Origin of the sequence: Roseixanthobacter glucoisosaccharinicivorans, from assembly GCF_043195095.2 — a bacterium.
GTDB lineage: Bacteria > Pseudomonadota > Alphaproteobacteria > Rhizobiales > Xanthobacteraceae > NCEH01.
This window is the reverse complement of the sequence record NZ_JBAFWN020000002.1, coordinates 27,037-42,993: the sequence shown is the minus strand read 5'-3', so window position 1 is coordinate 42,993 and position 15,957 is coordinate 27,037. Positions and strand designations below refer to the sequence as shown.

15 protein-coding genes and 1 pseudogene are annotated in these 15,957 nt (G+C 65.6%); 6 read left to right on the top strand and 10 right to left on the bottom strand.

The features are described 5' to 3' along the window. The first annotated feature begins 165 nt into the window (after positions 1–165). Both V5F78_RS23630 and V5F78_RS23625 read left to right on the top strand, forming a co-directional pair. Positions 166–996 carry an alpha/beta fold hydrolase gene (locus V5F78_RS23630; protein WP_394016383.1) on the top strand — a complete coding sequence of 277 codons (831 nt, stop codon included), beginning with the start codon at positions 166–168 and terminating at the stop codon, positions 994–996. A gap of 3 nt (positions 997–999) precedes the next feature. Next, positions 1,000–2,238: pseudogene (locus V5F78_RS23625) on the top strand (hybrid sensor histidine kinase/response regulator); the annotation flags it as partial. A gap of 157 nt (positions 2,239–2,395) precedes the next feature. Here V5F78_RS23625 and istB read toward each other — a convergent pair. From istB to tnpA, 5 genes are read right to left on the bottom strand one after another with little or no spacing between them, the layout of a single operon-like run. After that, positions 2,396–3,151 (bottom strand): IS21-like element ISPve1 family helper ATPase IstB, encoded by a 756-nt coding sequence (gene istB, locus V5F78_RS23620; RefSeq protein ID WP_394016433.1) that lies wholly within the window; start codon positions 3,149–3,151, stop codon positions 2,396–2,398. Continuing rightward, positions 3,148–4,635, bottom strand: coding sequence for an IS21 family transposase (gene istA / locus V5F78_RS23615; RefSeq protein WP_394072782.1), 1,488 nt, complete (start codon positions 4,633–4,635; stop codon positions 3,148–3,150). The genes istB and istA overlap by 4 nt, the downstream gene beginning before the upstream one ends. Before the next feature lie 55 nt (positions 4,636–4,690). Next, positions 4,691–4,954 carry a hypothetical protein gene (locus tag V5F78_RS23610; protein ID WP_509274732.1) on the bottom strand — a complete coding sequence of 88 codons (264 nt, stop codon included), beginning with the start codon at positions 4,952–4,954 and terminating at the stop codon, positions 4,691–4,693. Between the two features lie 45 nt (positions 4,955–4,999). Continuing rightward, entirely contained in the window at positions 5,000–5,347 is a 348-nt protein-coding gene (gene tnpB / locus V5F78_RS23605) for an IS66 family insertion sequence element accessory protein TnpB (protein ID WP_394016410.1), read from the bottom strand. After that, a complete protein-coding gene (gene tnpA, locus V5F78_RS23600) occupies positions 5,347–5,748 on the bottom strand; it encodes an IS66-like element accessory protein TnpA (RefSeq protein WP_394016409.1) in 402 nt (133 codons plus the stop codon). Before tnpA ends, tnpB begins: the two co-directional genes overlap by 1 nt. Before the next feature lie 233 nt (positions 5,749–5,981). On the opposite strand from tnpA, the gene V5F78_RS23595 reads away from it, so the two are divergent. After that, positions 5,982–6,164 carry a hypothetical protein gene (locus V5F78_RS23595; protein ID WP_394016408.1) on the top strand — a complete coding sequence of 61 codons (183 nt, stop codon included), beginning with the start codon at positions 5,982–5,984 and terminating at the stop codon, positions 6,162–6,164. 6 nt (positions 6,165–6,170) lie between these two features. Then, positions 6,171–6,908 carry an SOS response-associated peptidase gene (locus V5F78_RS23590; protein WP_394016407.1) on the top strand — a complete coding sequence of 246 codons (738 nt, stop codon included), beginning with the start codon at positions 6,171–6,173 and terminating at the stop codon, positions 6,906–6,908. Between the two features lie 324 nt (positions 6,909–7,232). Here V5F78_RS23590 and V5F78_RS23585 read toward each other — a convergent pair whose 3' ends face one another. Next, a complete protein-coding gene (locus V5F78_RS23585; RefSeq protein ID WP_394016406.1) occupies positions 7,233–7,781 on the bottom strand; it encodes a hypothetical protein in 549 nt (182 codons plus the stop codon). A gap of 212 nt (positions 7,782–7,993) precedes the next feature. On the opposite strand from V5F78_RS23585, the gene V5F78_RS23580 reads away from it, so the two are divergent. Then, positions 7,994–9,373 carry an IS1380 family transposase gene (locus V5F78_RS23580; protein WP_394016405.1) on the top strand — a complete coding sequence of 460 codons (1,380 nt, stop codon included), beginning with the start codon at positions 7,994–7,996 and terminating at the stop codon, positions 9,371–9,373. A gap of 375 nt (positions 9,374–9,748) precedes the next feature. Beyond that, entirely contained in the window at positions 9,749–10,375 is a 627-nt protein-coding gene (locus V5F78_RS23575) for a LysE family translocator (RefSeq protein WP_394016404.1), read from the top strand. Between the two features lie 372 nt (positions 10,376–10,747). On the opposite strand, the gene V5F78_RS23570 is transcribed toward V5F78_RS23575, so the two are convergent. The 4 genes from V5F78_RS23570 to V5F78_RS23555 form a co-directional block, all read right to left on the bottom strand. Then, positions 10,748–12,748: an ATP-binding protein gene (locus V5F78_RS23570; RefSeq protein WP_509274728.1), complete on the bottom strand. Its 2,001-nt coding sequence runs from the start codon at positions 12,746–12,748 to the stop codon at positions 10,748–10,750. A 3-nt stretch (positions 12,749–12,751) separates the two neighbouring features. Further along, positions 12,752–13,582 (bottom strand): alpha/beta fold hydrolase, encoded by an 831-nt coding sequence (locus tag V5F78_RS23565; RefSeq protein ID WP_394016383.1) that lies wholly within the window; start codon positions 13,580–13,582, stop codon positions 12,752–12,754. A 701-nt stretch (positions 13,583–14,283) separates the two neighbouring features. Next, positions 14,284–15,063 (bottom strand): SDR family oxidoreductase, encoded by a 780-nt coding sequence (locus V5F78_RS23560; RefSeq protein ID WP_394016384.1) that lies wholly within the window; start codon positions 15,061–15,063, stop codon positions 14,284–14,286. A gap of 93 nt (positions 15,064–15,156) precedes the next feature. Beyond that, positions 15,157–15,954 carry an IclR family transcriptional regulator gene (locus V5F78_RS23555; RefSeq protein ID WP_394016385.1) on the bottom strand — a complete coding sequence of 266 codons (798 nt, stop codon included), beginning with the start codon at positions 15,952–15,954 and terminating at the stop codon, positions 15,157–15,159. Between the last annotated feature and the right edge of the window lie 3 nt (positions 15,955–15,957).

Here is a 15,957-nt window from a genome sequence, read left to right as displayed (position 1 = left end):
CCACCCAAAGCGGCTGTAGGCCTCGGGTACCAAGGGTCTAACTCTCACCACTAGCTCCACTTCGGCTCCTGCGCCCTGCGTGCCTGGCAGCGGAGCGAACTCGTCCCTCATCAATGGCGAGGGAGCCGGGCTCGTGTCATAAGATCGTCTATGAGGAACTCGCCCATGCGCGGGATATCAGGCGGCCGCCCGCCCGCCGCTCTCCGCCATAACGCCGTCGTACGCGGCGCCGGCCGGGCAATGGTCTTCGCCCACGGCTTCGGTTGCGACCAGAACATGTGGCGGTTCGTGGCTCCCGCCTTCGAGCACGATCATCGCGTCGTTCTCTTCGACCACGTCGGCGCGGGCGGGTCCGACCTCTCCGCGTATGATCCGGCCAAGTACGACAGCCTTGAAGGGTATGCGGACGACGTTGTCGAACTCTGCCGGGCCCTCGACGTAAAGGGGGGCGTGTACGTCGGCCATTCCGTCAGCGCGATGGTCGGGGTCCTCGCGTCCAAGAAGGCGCCGGATCTCTTCGATGAGTTGATCCTGATCGGCCCGTCCCCGCGCTACGTCGACGAAGGCGACTACGTGGGCGGCTTCAGCGAGGGCCAGATCGCGGAGTTGCTGGAGTTCCTCGACAGCAATCACATGGGCTGGTCCCAAGCCATGGCGCCCGTCATCGTGGGCAACCCCGACCGGCCGGAACTCGGCGAGGAACTCACCAATAGCTTCTGCCGCACGGACCCGGAGATCGCGAAGCGGTTCGCCCGGACCACGTTCCTCGCCGACAACCGCGCAGACCTCGCGGACGTGACCGCGCGCTGCCTCGTCCTGCAATGCGCCGAAGACGTGATCGCCCCGCAAGCGGTCGGCGAGTACGTGCACGCCCGGCTTCCGCACAGCGAACTGGTCCAGATGAAGGCGACCGGGCACTGCCCCAACCTGAGTGCGCCCGAGGAGACCGTCTCCGAAATGCAGGCCTTCCTCGGGCGGGAGCGGCGGGCGACCTGAGACGTGAGCCAGCCCGTCGACGACTTCGAGGACCTCTTCGATCACGCGCCCTGCGGCTACCTCTCCGCCGACGCCGGCGGGCGCATCACGAGGGCCAACGCGACCTTCGTGGCCTGGACGGGCCACCCGGTGGCCCGGCTCGTCGGGCGCAAGTTCCCCGAAATCCTGAATATCGCGGGCCGCATCTACTTCGAGACGCATTTCGCCCCGTTGCTGCGCATGCAGGGCTTCTTCAACGAAGTCGCTCTTGAGGTCGTGAAAGCCGATGGTTCTACACTCCCGGTGCTCGTCAACGCCGTAGAGCGACGCGACGAAACGGGCGCGGTGTCGTTCGTTCGCATCACCGTCTTCAACGCCACCGACCGGCGTCGCTACGAACGCGAGATGTTGGAAGCCCGCCGGGTGGCAGAATCGGCCACCGCTCAACTTGGTGAGTTGAACGCGACACTAGAGGCCCGAGTGGAGGAGCGTACCCGCGAGCGCGACCGGGCGTGGCGCCTGTCGCAGGATCTCCTCGTCGTCGCCGGCACGGACGGTAGGCTCGGCGCCGTGAACACCGCCTGGACGATGCTGCTGGGCTGGCCCGAGAAGGAGCTCGTGGGCTCTACCTTCATGGAGTTCACTCACCCCGACGATTTGACCGCAACGCTGGAGGCGTTCGCCGGCATCGTCGAGGCGCCCCTCGCGGTCCCGTACGAGTACCGGCTCCGGCACGCGGACGGCAGTTATCGGTGGTTCGCCTGGACGGCCGCCTTCGAGGACGGGTGCGTCTACGCGAACGGACGGCACGTAACTGCTGAGCGGGAGCAGCGCGATTCGCTGGCCCGGGCCGAGGAGGCGCTCCGCCAAGCGCAGAAAATGGAGGCAATCGGCCAACTGACGGGCGGCATCGCTCACGACTTCAACAACCTGCTCGCCGGCATCAGCGGATCGCTCGAACTCATGCAGAACCGCATGGGCCAGGGGCGCTTCGGCGACCTCGACCGCTACATGAGCGTGGCGCAGGGCGCTGCCAAGCGCGCTGCCGCCCTCACCCACCGCTTGCTGGCCTTCTCCCGCCGCCAGACGCTCGATCCGAAGCCGACCAACGTGAACCGGCTGATCGCCGGCGTAGAGGAGTTGATCCGGCGCACCATCGGACCACAGGTCACCCTCGACGTAGTCGGCGCCGCGGGTGCGTGGCCGGCGCTGATCGACCCGGGGCAGTTGGAGAACGCGCTTCTCAACCTGTGCATCAATGCGTGTCAACGGCGGCGCAAAAGTCGACCACGGCGGCGGAGCAAAACCAGGCCAGTTGGTGAGGATGTGCGCCATGGCGCGCGCGCTTCCCACATAGCTGGCGCGTGCCATGGCGCGCTGGCCCGTCAGGGCCAGTAGTTGTAAGATGCCTGGATCTTGATCAGCGCCGCTTGCGGGCAGTGCTGTTGGCGAGGCGGTAACTTTCGCCGTTCATCTCGAGGATGCTGACGTGGTGGGTCAATCGGTCGAGCAGTGCGCCGGTCAGGCGCTCCGAGCCGAATGTCTCGGTCCATTCATCGAAGGGCAGATTGCTTGTGATGAGGGTCGATCCGCGCTCATAGCGCTGCGAGATCAGTTCGAACAGCAACTCGGCACCCGTTTTCGACAGGGGCACGAAGCCGAGCTCGTCGATGATGAGAAGCTTGTAACCGGCCATCTGCTTCTGGAAGCGCAGCAGGCGGCGCTCATCGCGGGCCTCCATCATCTCGCTGACCAGCGCTGCGGCGGTGGTGAAGCCAACCGAGAGGCCCTTCTGACAAGCGGCCCGCCCGATGCCGAGGGCGACATGGGTCTTGCCGGTGCCGGACGGGCCGAGGGCAATGACATTCTCGCGCCGTTCGATCCATTCGCACCGGGCCAGTTCCAGCACCTGCATCTTGTTCAGCTTCGGAATGGCCGCAAAGTCGAAGCTGTCCAGGCTTTTGACGGCCGGGAACTTCGCGGCCTTGATGCGCCGCTCGACCATTCGCCTTTCCCGGTCGATCAGTTCGAGTTCGACAAGCCGTGCCAGGTATCGGACATGGTCCAGCCCTTCCGCCGCGCATTGGCGGGCCAGCTTTTGATGTTCGCGCAGGAAGGTCGGCAGCTTCAGCGCTTTGAGGTGATGGGCGAGCAGGATTTCCGGGGCATCACTCATGCCGCATCATCCGACAGCAGCCGCATGTAAGACCCGGCCTTGGTCTTCTCGACCATCGCCTTCGGCAGGTAGGGATAGCAGTCGAGGTCCAGTCGCGGCGGACGACGCTCCACCCGGCACAGGAGAAGATGCTTCACCGCATCGAAGCTGAGCGCCCCCATCCGAAGAGCCTGGAGCACTGCCGCCCGCACGTCCGCCAGATCGAAGGCCTCCAACAGCCGCAGGACCTGAACATATTCGCGCCGACCCTGTCGGTTCATCCGCACCTCCATCAGGCGGCGCAAGGTGGCGAACTCCTCCGGCAGGTCCCAGCCCTGTAACGGGGCGGCTTGATCCAACGCATTGATCTTCTGCTCGATCAGCGGGAGGTAATGGATCGGGTTGAAGACCAGTTCGTCGCGATCCCAGCATCGGGGATGGCGGGCGATCACCTCGCCCCGGCAGCCAATCACCACCTCATGGATATAGCCCCGGATCCAGACATCCTGGTGGCCGTATGCAACCGGCACCGAGTAGTCGTTGGTCTTGTAGCGCACCAGAGATTGCGACGAGACCCGGCCGTTGTCCTGATCGCAGGCATCGAACGGCGCCGCCGGGAGGGCGCGCATCGCAGCAAGGTCATGCTGCAATCTCTCACCGATCGTCTCGCTTTCGCCGCGCAGGACTGCGCGCTGACGCTTGCGGCACTGCTCCTCCAGCCACAGATTGAACGCGTCCCAAGTGGCGAACTCCGGTAGCGGCACCATGAAGTTGCGCCGAGAGTAGCCCACCAGGCCTTCGACATTCCCCTTGTCGTTGCCCTTGCCCGGCCGGCCATAGCGATCCCGGATCAGGTAGTGCGACAGGAACCCGCTGAACAGCGAGGCACGCTTTCTGGTTCCATCCGGCAGGATCTTCGCCACCAGGCACCGGTCGTTGTCGTAGAGCACAGACTGGGGAACCGCACCGAAGAACGCGAAGGCATGGATATGGCCATCCACCCAGGCCTCGGCCACCGCTGCAGGATAACCCCGGACGTAACAGCCATCGCTGTGCGGGAGGTCCAGCACGAAGAAGTGTGCCTTCTGCTCGACCCCGCCGATCCGGACCAGGGCTTCGCCGAAGTCGGCCTGAGCGTGGCCCGGCGGATGCGACAGCGGCACGAACACCTCCTGGCCACGTCGCTCACGTTCCCGGATGTAATCCTTGATGATCGTATAGCCGCCGGTGAAGCCACACTCATCGCGAAGCCGGTCGAACACCCGCTTCGCCGTATGCCGCTGCTTGCGTGGCATGATCCGGTCAGCCTCCAACCACCCCTCGATGATCGGGATAAACGGATCGAGCTTCGGGCGGCGGACTTCGACCGTTCGACGGTAGCCGGGCGGAACCGAAAACGACATCATCTTCCGAACCGTGTCCCGCGACACATTAAACACCCGTGCCGCTTCCCGCTGGCTCATGCCCTCCGCACAAGCCTGACGAACTCTCAGATATAGCTCCACGCTGTAAATCCCCACGCCCTCCCTGCTGCCGCAGAAAGGGAAAACTGGACGACTTTTAAGCCGCCCGCAGCCGCATCATGCCGCCGCTACCGTGGACGAATTTCGCACCGCCGTTCTCAATCTCGATGGCCAGCTTCTCCGACGACTTGCCGTAGCGGTCCCGCCGCAGCGTGGCGAGTTGGACCTTTAGCTTCTCGATCTCGAAGGTCGCGTTGCGCAACTCGGCATCGCGCTCGGCCAGCACCGCGTCGCGTTCCGCCAGCAGCGCGCGGAGCGCTGCGATCTCGGCGTCAGGCGTGTCGAACGACGCAGCGTGCACATCATGATTCTACGCAACGCGATGGCCGCTGCAATGGCGGATTGGCTACACCGTGGCCTGCGGCCGCGCAGTCCAGGCGGGCATGCGCCAGTCGATCCCCTCGAACAGCATCGAGAGCTGCGCCGCGGTCAGCGAGACGACGCCAGCCTGCGTCTGCGGCCAGACGAACCTGCCCTTCTCCAGCCTCTTGGCGATGAGGATCAGGCCCTGTCCGTCCCAGACCAGAATCTTGAGCAGGTCGCCGCGGCGGCCGCGAAAGCAGAACATCGCGCCGCCGTAGGGATCCTGCGCCAGCACCGTCTGCACCTGCGCGGCCAGACCGTCAAAGCCCTTGCGCATATCCGTCGTGCCGCAGGCAAGGAACACTCGCGTACCCGGCGGCGGGCCCAGCATCAGCGCCCACCCATCCCGGCCAGCACGACGCGCAGCGTCGCGGCGTCGGCGCATCCGGTGATGCGAATGCTGGCGCCGGAGGGCAGCGTGATCTCGATCATGCCAGACGGCACGCAGCTGTCAGGCGACATGACCGGGCCGGGCGGCGGGAGCTGCGGCGCCTCCGGGACCACCTCCACCGGCACAAAGCCCGCCATCGCCGTGGCCAGCATCTGCTTGCGCCAGGTGTAGAGCTGGCCGGTGCTGACGCCGTGCCGGTCCGCCACCGCCTGGACGATCACGCCGGGCTCCAGCGTCTCCCGGACAATCCGCAGCCGCTCCTCCGTCGACCAGTTCCGGCGCCGGACCTCCCGCACACGAACCTCGACGCCGCGGCCCGCGCGGGCACCGGAGCCGCTCATACTACCGTCGTAAGAGGGGTTAGCGAGTGATGCCGTCGTCGTGCTGTCCGTCATGACAGCCACTTCGGCGAACCACCACCATCAACTCAAGGCCGGGATCGGCTGACGCATACTTTACAGGGGCTAGGGCGAGCATTGCAGATAGTTGGCAGAGGACATTATCCTCAGCCAACTGACGAGTTCTGGCTAGCGGCAGCCTCGCAGTGACAGTCCGAAGGCAATATGGTCCAAGCATGACCAACGATTTCAATCCTGCCGAACTCCCAAAGTCCGGTGCGGCGACCGAACTCCAGGCCGGCAAGCTGACGTTGCGCACTCGGACCGATGTCCCCTTCATCGCGGCGATCGGCGCGATGGTGATCGGCATCCTGCTTGCCGTCGCCGCCATCATTGGCGCTGCGCGGTCTCGTCGCTGACCCGCGATGTGCAATCTCTACAGCGCAACGACGAACCAGGAAGCGATCCGGCGCCTCTTCCGGGTCGACACCGATCTGACTGGCAATCTGCCACCGATGCCGGGCATCTACCCGGATTACGCCGCGCCTATCGTACGCACGGGCGAGAACGGGACACGCGCGCTCGGCATGGCGCGCTGGGGCATGCCGAGCAGCAAGCAAGCACTGTTCGAGGCTGCGAAGGCGAGGGCCGACAAGCTGCGGGCCAAGGGCAAGGACGTCGATTTCGACGAGCTCCTGCGCATGGAGCCGGATGGCGGGACGACGAACGTTCGCAACACGTCGAGCCGGCACTGGAAGCCTTGGCTCGAACCGGCTCATCGCTGCCTCGTGCCGCTCAACAGCTTCAGCGAGTTCAACAAAGGCGCGGGCGGGAACGTCTGGTTCGCCTTCGATGAGAGCCGGCCGCTGACCTGCTTCGCCGGGATCTGGCTGCCGCAGTGGACTGGCGTGCGGAAGATCAAGGCGGGTCAGGAGACTGCGGACCTATATGCATTCCTAACGACCGACCCGAACCGGGAGGTCCGGGCCGTCCATCCGAAGGCTATGCCGGTGATCCTGACGACCGACCAGGAGCGCGAGGCGTGGCTTCGAGCACCTTGGTCTGAGGCGGCTTCGCTGCAGCGACCGCTCGCGGACGGCTCGCTGCAGATTGTGGCGACCGGACCTCGGACGGACAGCGTGCCGGAGCTCGCACCGGCGTGAACTGCGCTCGCAAATTAGCTGATGCGGCCAGGGCGCCATGACTCGCTGCACGGCGCTTGGCCGCTTGGTTCGATGCTCGGTCACCGAATGACGGGAGCTCGCTCTACGATGATGCGGGCGCCCTCGACGATGTGGCTGATGGCGACCTTGACGCGGCGGACTGGGTGGCCGTCCTTGCCCGTGACCAGCGTTACCCTCCCAACCTAAAGCTGGCGCTCGCGGCGGTCGTGGCGGGGGGGCGCGCCAGAAGGGCTGATGCAGCGGGTTGAGCGCAGTGACCGAGCGACAGAATACCCATCGAGGCACAGCGCCGTTGGCCAGGTGCTACGACGCGGACCAGCGGGCCTGCTGCCTGCCAAGGGCAGCATGCTGTTCGGAGGTGAACGCGAGCTCTGAGAGCAAGCTGTCCACGAGTGCCACTGGCTCGTCGTAGGGATCAAAGCCTCGCTTGTTGAGCCAAAGCAGTTGTCCTGCCGGCGCCTTGGCCTGGACGGCCTTCTCGAACGTTGGCAGCAAGGCGTGAAGCTCTCGCTCGACAGGAACGATTGTCGCGCGGCAATAGCGGCGGGCGAAGTGGCTTCTCAGATCCTTTGCAACTTTGGCATCCGCACCGTTGTCCCTCTTGTTCCGCCACATGCGACCCGTGTTGTAGGCATGAGAGAACTTGTGGCTGCGGCCCTCTGAGCCTGTGACGTGTCGATTGTTGATCCGACCATGGAAACCGTGCGGGTCGACAGGTGTGATGCCGATGTAGCGCATGTCTCCAGCATGATCGTAGAGGGCGTAAATACCGTGCGTTCGGGGTAGCTCTGGAAGACGAAGGCGATCTTGCGTGACCAGAGCGTCGTAGACCGCAGCCGGATCGAGAACCATGTTGCTCCTTGAGACAGCGGTGCCGCCGCACGTTTATCTTTGCAGTATCGACGGGATCGAACGGAATGTGGTCGACCAACTGATCGCCTAGACGCGTTTTGCCACCCAATCACCTAACCCGCATTTCTCACTACGGGCAGGTGCATCGGGGCTCTGAGTGAGGCAAAGTTGTTGTGCTGCAACGACTTATGCTGAGCCAGAGGAGCTCCCCGATGCCGACACAGTGTAGCCCGGATCGGTTCGGCTTTGCACCTGTGGCGGGGCGGTCGGTGGTGGCCGGGTTCGATGGCGGCAAGATCACGTCGGATGCGGGCGCGCTGCTGCTGGGCGCGACGGATCGGGTCATCCGGCTGGTGGACCGGTTCGCGCAATGCTTCCGGGACGAACGCGCTCCCACCCGCATCGAGCATGGCGTGGCGACACTGGTCGGCCAGCGGGTCTTCGGGATCGCGCTCGGCTACGAGGACCTCGTCGACCACGACGAGTTGCGCCATGACCCTGCTTTGGCGGTGCTCGCCGGCAAGCTCGCGGCGCGACGCTCGGATTGCGCGCCGCTCGCCGGCAAGTCGACGCTGAACCGGCTCGAGCTCTCGGGGCCGGAGCCGACGCGGTATCACCGGGTCGGCTGCGACGGCGCGGCGGTCGAGCACCTGTTCGTGAGCTTGTTCCTGGAGGCGCATCGCACGGCGCCCAAACAGATCGTGCTCGATCTCGACGCAACGGACGACCCCATCCACGGCCAGCAGGAGGGCCGCTTCTTCCACGGCTACTACGACGGCTATTGCTACCTGCCGCTGTACATCTTCTGCGGGCGGCATCTGCTGGCCGCCAAGCTGAGGCGCTCCAACATCGACGCTTCGGCCGGTGCGATCGAGGAGGTCGAGCGGATCGTCGGCCAGATCCGGGCGCGCTGGCCGCGGGTGCGCATCCTGCTGCGGGCCGATTCCGGCTTCGCCCGCGACGCCCTGATGGCCTGGTGCGAAGGAAACCGGGTCGACTTCGTGTTCGGCCTGGCGCGCAACGAGCGGCTCGTTGCCGAGATCGCGGTCGCCCTGATCCAGGCCGAGGAGGAGGCCCGGCGAACCGGCAAGCCGGCCCGGCGCTTCAGGGACTTCAACTGGTCGACGCTCGATTCGTGGTCGCGCCGGCGGCGCGTGATCGCCAAGGCCGAGTGGACCGGCGGCGAGGCCAATCCGCGCTTCATCGTGACCTCGTTGAAGCCGGCCGAGGTCGCGGCTCGCCACCTCTACGAAGAGGTCTATTGCGCCAGAGGCGACATGGAGAACCGCCTCAAGGAGGCGCAGGGCGACCTCTTCGCCGACCGCACATCGGCCGCCACCATGCGCGCCAACCAGTTGCGGCTCTGGTTCGCCTCGATGGCCTACGTGCTGCTCTGCGCCCTGCGCCGCATCGGCCTTGCCCACACCCAGTTCGCCCAGGCGACCTGCGGCACCATCCGCCTCAAGCTTCTCAAGATCGGCGCCCTCGTCACGGTCTCGGTGCGGCGCATCAGGTTCGCCATGGCGTCCGGCTGCCCAAACCAGCCCGAATGGGCGCTGGTCCATGCGCGATTACGAAACGCCACCGCCTGACGGCCGCATCCACCCCGCCCCTTCAACCAACACGATCATCGTCGAGCCGGCACTCCGCAACGAGCGGTCGCACAAACGCGCGCCCTCGCCAGGCGCGCCACGCTAAACCCTATCCAACCTGCGCAGCCTCACACTGGTGAGAAATGCGGGCTAGCACAGGGCAGGCATTCCTGTCGTGTTCCCTGCGCCGGGGGCGCGTCCACCCAGCAATTCACCTGCTTGATCACGCCGGTGAGAGGCCGGTCGCGCCCTGGCTCGACCTGATCGTGGTCACACAACATCGGTGGAAGCGGAGCTACGAACCGACCGCTGACGGGCTTGCAATTTGATCTCCGTTCTGGCTTGGCGATCTACCGAAGCCGGTGGGGAACCACGATGCCACATGTCGATACGCTTCTGACCTACGTCGCCGTGGTTCTCGGTCTTTTCCTCATTCCAGGGCCAGCCGTACTTCTCGTGCTCGCTCGCGCGTCAGTCGGAGGACGGCGCGTTGGTATCGCCACCGGCTTCGGGATTGCAGCCGGTGACTTGCTGCACACGGTGATGGCCACGCTTGGCCTCTCCGCGGTCCTGATGACCTCGGCGCTGGCCTTCAGCGTGGTGAAATATGCGGGCGCCGCCTACCTCATCTATCTCGGTATCCGCGCGTTGCTGGAACATGGTGAGGACTTTCACCTAAGCTCTGCCCGGCTGGTAGATGCGCCGCTCGCGTTTCGGCAGGCGGTGCTGGCCGAGGTGCTGAACCCGAAAACGGCGCTCTTCTTTCTCGCGTTCCTGCCGCAGTTCGTGCACCCCGAGCAGGGCTCAGTTGTGGGACAGCTGGCTACACTCGGCCTTGTCTTCGTAGCCATGAGTGCCGTCTACACAGCCCTGATCGCGCTCGCCGCCGGGCATGTCGCTGGCTGGCTCGCACGTCATCGCGGCATCGGTCGTTGGCAAGGTCGCGTGATCGGCGTGATCTATCTGGGGCTCGGCATCCGATTGGCCCTGCAGGAAAGATGACCGGATAGCGGCCTCGCCATGTTGAGCTTTTCTGACCTCATCATCGACGAGCCGGCAAGGCTGGCAACCTCCTGGCGGATTGTCGATCTCGCTCCGTAGCGTGCGTGGAGGCAGGATTCTCGACTCCGGAAGTAGCGCGTAGCGGGTAGCGCTACCCTGCGACCACGACGGAATCCGCACGTTCCGCCATCGTGCTCGCCCGACTAGATGCACTTCAGCCGGAGATGTTGCGACCGTTCGTGGAGCGGCGATGGCGCGCGGTGGCTCCCAAGCGGTTGGTCGCCAGCGCCGCGCGCGAAAGCCTCGTCCATGCCGGACAGCCGGAATGACGTGATGAATGCCATGTCGCCGGCTACCCGACAGCTTGGGAGCCTAGATCCTGGACGCCGCTGGCGGCGGCATGAGATCCCTGACGCGGGACGCGAGCACTTCTATGGCGAACGGCTTCGTGAGCACCTGCATGCCGGGGTCGAGGTGGCCATGGCCGAACAGGCTGTTCTCGGCGAACCCCGTGATAAACAGCACCTTCAATCCCGGCCGGCCCGCCCGGCCGGCTTCCGCCATCTGACGGCCGTTCATGCCTCCCGGCAGCCCCACGTCCGTGATCAAGAGGTCGAGGCGCACGTCTGATCTCAGCACCTTCAGGCCGGCTACGCTGTCTGCCGCCTCCACGGCCGTGTAACCTAGATCCTCAAGCACCTCCGTCACCAGCATCCTGACGGACGGCTCGTCGTCGACGATTAGCACGGTCTCGCCCGACGCCGCCCGACCGACCGTGGCTAGCTGTCCGGAGATGTCGTCCTCGTCGGATGGTCCGTGGTGCCGGGGAAGGTAGAGGCACACTGTCGTCCCCTGACCCACCTCCGAGTAGATGCGCACCTGCCCGCCCGACTGACGCGCGAAGCCGTAGACCATGGAAAGCCCCAGCCCCGTACCTTCGCCGACCGGCTTGGTCGTGAAGAAGGGCTCGAAGACCTTGGCGATGATCTCCGGGGGCATGCCGGTCCCGGTGTCAGTAACGCTAACGCTGAGGTACTGGCCCGGGGGCATGTCGTGCCGCCGCGCGCCGGCCTCGTCGAGCCACTTGTTCGCGGTCTCGACCGTGATGCGCCCGCCCTCAGGCATGGCATCACGCGCATTGATGCACAGGTTGAGAAGCGCGTTCTCCAACTGCCCCGGGTCGATCAGCGCCGGCCACGCACCCGCGGCGCCGACTACGTCGAGGGTGACCTGTGGTCCGATGGTGCGCCGGATCAACTCCTCTACGCCGGCGATCAGCCGGTTCACGTTGGTCGGCTTCGGATCGAGCGTCTGGCGGCGGGAGAAGGCCAGCAAGCGGTGGGTGAGGGCGGCAGCGCGCTTGGCAGCGCCCTGCGCCACGCTCATGTAGCGGTCGAGGTCGCCGAAGCGCCCCTGGCCCATGCGGTTCTGCATGAGTTCGAGCGATCCGCTGATGCCGGCGAGCAGGTTGTTGAAGTCGTGAGCGATGCCGCCCGTCAGTTGGCCGATTGCCTCCATTTTCTGCGCTTGGCGGAGCGCCTCCTCGGCCCGGGCCAGCGAATCGCGCTGCTCCCGCTCAGCAGTTACGTGCCGTCCGTTCGCGTAGACGCACCCGTCCTCGAAGGCGGCCGTCCAGGCGAACCACCGATAACTGCCGTCCGCGTGCCGGAGCCGGTACTCGTACGGGACCGCGAGGGGCGCCTCGACGATGCCGGCGAACGCCTCCAGCGTTGCGGTCAAATCGTCGGGGTGAGTGAACTCCATGAAGGTAGAGCCCACGAGCTCCTTCTCGGGCCAGCCCAGCAGCATCGTCCAGGCGGTGTTCACGGCGCCGAGCCTACCGTCCGTGCCGGCGACGACGAGGAGATCCTGCGACAGGCGCCACGCCCGGTCGCGCTCGCGGGTACGCTCCTCCACTCGGGCCTCTAGTGTCGCGTTCAACTCACCAAGTTGAGCGGTGGCCGATTCTGCCACCCGGCGGGCTTCCAACATCTCGCGTTCGTAGCGACGCCGGTCGGTGGCGTTGAAGACGGTGATGCGAACGAACGACACCGCGCCCGTTTCGTCGCGTCGCTCTACGGCGTTGACGAGCACCGGGAGTGTAGAACCATCGGCTTTCACGACCTCAAGAGCGACTTCGTTGAAGAAGCCCTGCATGCGCAGCAACGGGGCGAAATGCGTCTCGAAGTAGATGCGGCCCGCGATATTCAGGATTTCGGGGAACTTGCGCCCGACGAGCCGGGCCACCGGGTGGCCCGTCCAGGCCACGAAGGTCGCGTTGGCCCTCGTGATGCGCCCGCCGGCGTCGGCGGAGAGGTAGCCGCAGGGCGCGTGATCGAAGAGGTCCTCGAAGTCGTCGACGGGCTGGCTCACGTCTCAGGTCGCCCGCCGCTCCCGCCCGAGGAAGGCCTGCATTTCGGAGACGGTCTCCTCGGGCGCACTCAGGTTGGGGCAGTGCCCGGTCGCCTTCATCTGGACCAGTTCGCTGTGCGGAAGCCGGGCGTGCACGTACTCGCCGACCGCTTGCGGGGCGATCACGTCTTCGGCGCATTGCAGGACGAGGCAGCGCGCGGTCACGTCCGCGAGGTCTGCGCGGTTGTCGGCGAGGAACGTGGTCCGGGCGAACCGCTTCGCGATCTCCGGGTCCGTGCGGCAGAAGCTATTGGTGAGTTCCTCGCCGAGTTCCGGCCGGTCGGGGTTGCCCACGATGACGGGCGCCATGGCTTGGGACCAGCCCATGTGATTGCTGTCGAGGAACTCCAGCAACTCCGCGATCTGGCCCTCGCTGAAGCCGCCCACGTAGTCGCCTTCGTCGACGTAGCGCGGGGACGGGCCGATCAGGATCAACTCATCGAAGAGATCCGGCGCCTTCTTGGACGCGAGGACCCCGACCATCGCGCTGACGGAATGGCCGACGTACACGCCCCCCTTTACGTCGAGGGCCCGGCAGAGTTCGACAACGTCGTCCGCATACCCTTCAAGGCTGTCGTACTTGGCCGGATCATACGCGGAGAGGTCGGACCCGCCCGCGCCGACGTGGTCGAAGAGAACGACGCGATGATCGTGCTCGAAGGCGGGAGCCACGAACCGCCACATGTTCTGGTCGCAACCGAAGCCGTGGGCGAAGACCATTGCCCGGCCGGCGCCGCGTACGACGGCGTTATGGCGGAGAGCGGCGGGCGGGCGGCCGCCTGATATCCCGCGCATGGGCGAGTTCCTCATAGACGATCTTATGACACGAGCCCGGCTCCCTCGCCATTGATGAGGGACGAGTTCGCTCCGCTGCCAGGCACGCAGGGCGCAGGAGCCGAAGTGGAGCTAGTGGTGAGAGTTAGACCCTTGGTACCCGAGGCCTACAGCCGCTTTGGGTGGTGAGCCGAAGTTGGCTGCCGGCCCGGAAGCGGCCATTCGGCCTCGGGCCCATGGACATCCCGCGAGGATGCGAACCTGCTCCGAAGTGGACACTATGGATTGAGCGTCAACATCTCACGACGGTGGCACGCGGACGTCAGTGCAACATCGCTCATAGCGCATCCGCGCCCAGTAGCACGGATCGAGTCTGCCGTGAGTGGGCCGGGGCTCGGGCAGGTTCAGGTTTGCTGTCGAGCATGGCCCTACCTTACCACTCGCCGACGAACGCATTTCGCCGAATGGAACGCGCATCCCTTATTTGTCGCTTATCATCGGGGCGATTCTGGAAACCGCCGCGTCAACGATCCGACCGGGCGCTCCGCGTCTACACCCCCGACCACGTTCCAGGGCGGAGCGCGTCGGCTCGTCCCAGGCGTGAAGCCCGGGGCGGCCGCGCGGCATCGCCGTGCAGGAGGCCAGAGCGGCAAGCACGCGCGCCCCCCCCCGGGATGGGCACGCCTGAAGCAGGGCAGCCTGCCGCCGGGCTCTCGCCACGCTCAGAGGATTCCCGGATATGCTCCGCCGTCTATGAGCAAGCTCTGTCCCGTGATGTAGCCGGCTTGCGTCGAGCATAGGAATGCACAAGCGGCCCCGAACTCGGACGGTTCACCGAACCGTTTTGCTGGGATTGCCTCACGCCGCTGATCGCGCACGACGCTGACGTCCAGCCCCTGCTGACGGGCAGCGGCTTCTTGTCCGGCCTTGAGCCGCCGCGTGTCAAAGGCGCCGGGCAGAAGGAAGTTGATGGTGACGTTGGCGTGCGCCACTGAGCGTGCCACGCCGGCGAGGAAGCCAGTGAGACCGGCTCGTGCCCCACTAGACAGGTCCAGCCCAGGCAGAGGCATCTTCACCGAACTCGATGTGATGTTGACGATGCGCCCGAAACGACGCTCGACCATCCCGTCGATCACGCACTGAAACAGGGCGATCGGCGTCACCATGTTGGCGGTCAGCCCAGCCAACATCGCCGCCTGATCGACGTCATGGAAGTCGCGAAAGGGCGGCCCCCCGTTGTTGTTGATGAGGATGTCCACCTGCGGAACGGCTTGGATGAGCGCCCGCTGCCCCTCAGCGGTGTCAAGATCGGCCGCGACTGGGATGATCTCGGCGCCTGTTTGGGCTCGCATCTCGGCGGCGGCAGCTTCCAGAGATGTGCGATCACGTCCGTTGATCACAACCCGGCACCCTGCCCGGGCCAGCTCAACGGCGCAGGCGCGTCCTAGCCCCTGGCTCGACGCACATACGACGGCGTTCCTGCCCGACAAGTTCAGATCCATGACACTCCTTCCAGCTTATTTTGGCGTTCAGCACTGTTGCGGGGCCGGCCCGCGCTGGCGCTCGAACTGCATTCCAGTGCAACCTCGCGGCCCTTACGATCGACCCCCTACGGCTCGCCCGATCCCGTCCAGGCACGCCTGCATCGCTTCGAGTGTCGTGGCTTCCGGCATGGTTTCGAACCGATAGCGTGGCAGGCTCACGCTGATGCAGCCGAGCGCCTGGCCGCCTCGTCCGTGAAGGGACATGCCATAGCAGCAGATATCGAGTTCGTTTTCCTGCAGGTCGAGTGAGTAGCCGCGCGCCCGGGTTGCCCCGATATCGTCCCGCAAACGGTCTACAGCGATGATGCTGTGAGGGGTCCGCGCGATCAGCGCGGCGCGATCCAAAAGCAGACCAACCTCCTCGTCCGGGAGGGTGGCCAGCCACGCCTTGCCGACCGAGGTCGAATGCAGTGACACGCGAGTGCCGATGCGAGAGGCCATTCGGACGGTGCGTCGGCTCTCCAGCTTGTCGATGTAGACCATCTCTCCTCGGTCGTGCACCGCTAGGTGCACGGTCTCGTCGAGGCTGTCCCGGAGACGCACGAGGTGCTCCTGCGCGGCCTGGCGCAAAAGCGACCCGTCCCAGGACTGAAAGGCCAGCGTGAGCAGGCGCGGACCGAGGCACAGACGGCCGTCGTCCCCTTCGGACAACATGCCCTCCGTCACGAGTGCGGCCGCGATACGGTGCACCGTCGGTCGTGGCAACTCCGTGATCTGGCAGAGGCGACCGACCGTCATTTCGCCCGGCCGGTCAGCCACCGCTTGGAGCACCCGCATGAACTTCGCGAAGGCCGCTGTTCCCGGTACGTCGGGTCGAGAGCCGTTCTGGTCCGGTTTTTGGGACAGCATCCA

Excerpts from the sequence above, each read along its gene's own strand:
- tnpB (WP_394016410.1), bottom strand. The coding sequence starts at position 5,347 with ATGCTGGGCCCGCCGCCGGGTACGCGAGTGTTCCTTGCCTGCGGCACG.
- V5F78_RS23590 (WP_394016407.1), top strand. The coding sequence starts at position 6,171 with ATGTGCAATCTCTACAGCGCAACGACGAACCAGGAAGCGATCCGGCGC.
- V5F78_RS23575 (WP_394016404.1), top strand. The coding sequence starts at position 9,749 with ATGCCACATGTCGATACGCTTCTGACCTACGTCGCCGTGGTTCTCGGT.
- tnpA (WP_394016409.1), bottom strand. The coding sequence starts at position 5,748 with ATGAGCGGCTCCGGTGCCCGCGCGGGCCGCGGCGTCGAGGTTCGTGTG.
- V5F78_RS23580 (WP_394016405.1), top strand. The coding sequence starts at position 7,994 with ATGCCGACACAGTGTAGCCCGGATCGGTTCGGCTTTGCACCTGTGGCG.
- istB (WP_394016433.1), bottom strand. The coding sequence starts at position 3,151 with ATGAGTGATGCCCCGGAAATCCTGCTCGCCCATCACCTCAAAGCGCTG.
- V5F78_RS23565 (WP_394016383.1), bottom strand. The coding sequence starts at position 13,582 with ATGCGCGGGATATCAGGCGGCCGCCCGCCCGCCGCTCTCCGCCATAAC.
- V5F78_RS23560 (WP_394016384.1), bottom strand. The coding sequence starts at position 15,063 with ATGGATCTGAACTTGTCGGGCAGGAACGCCGTCGTATGTGCGTCGAGC.
- V5F78_RS23585 (WP_394016406.1), bottom strand. The coding sequence starts at position 7,781 with ATGGTTCTCGATCCGGCTGCGGTCTACGACGCTCTGGTCACGCAAGAT.
- V5F78_RS23555 (WP_394016385.1), bottom strand. The coding sequence starts at position 15,954 with ATGCTGTCCCAAAAACCGGACCAGAACGGCTCTCGACCCGACGTACCG.
- V5F78_RS23595 (WP_394016408.1), top strand. The coding sequence starts at position 5,982 with ATGACCAACGATTTCAATCCTGCCGAACTCCCAAAGTCCGGTGCGGCG.
- V5F78_RS23630 (WP_394016383.1), top strand. The coding sequence starts at position 166 with ATGCGCGGGATATCAGGCGGCCGCCCGCCCGCCGCTCTCCGCCATAAC.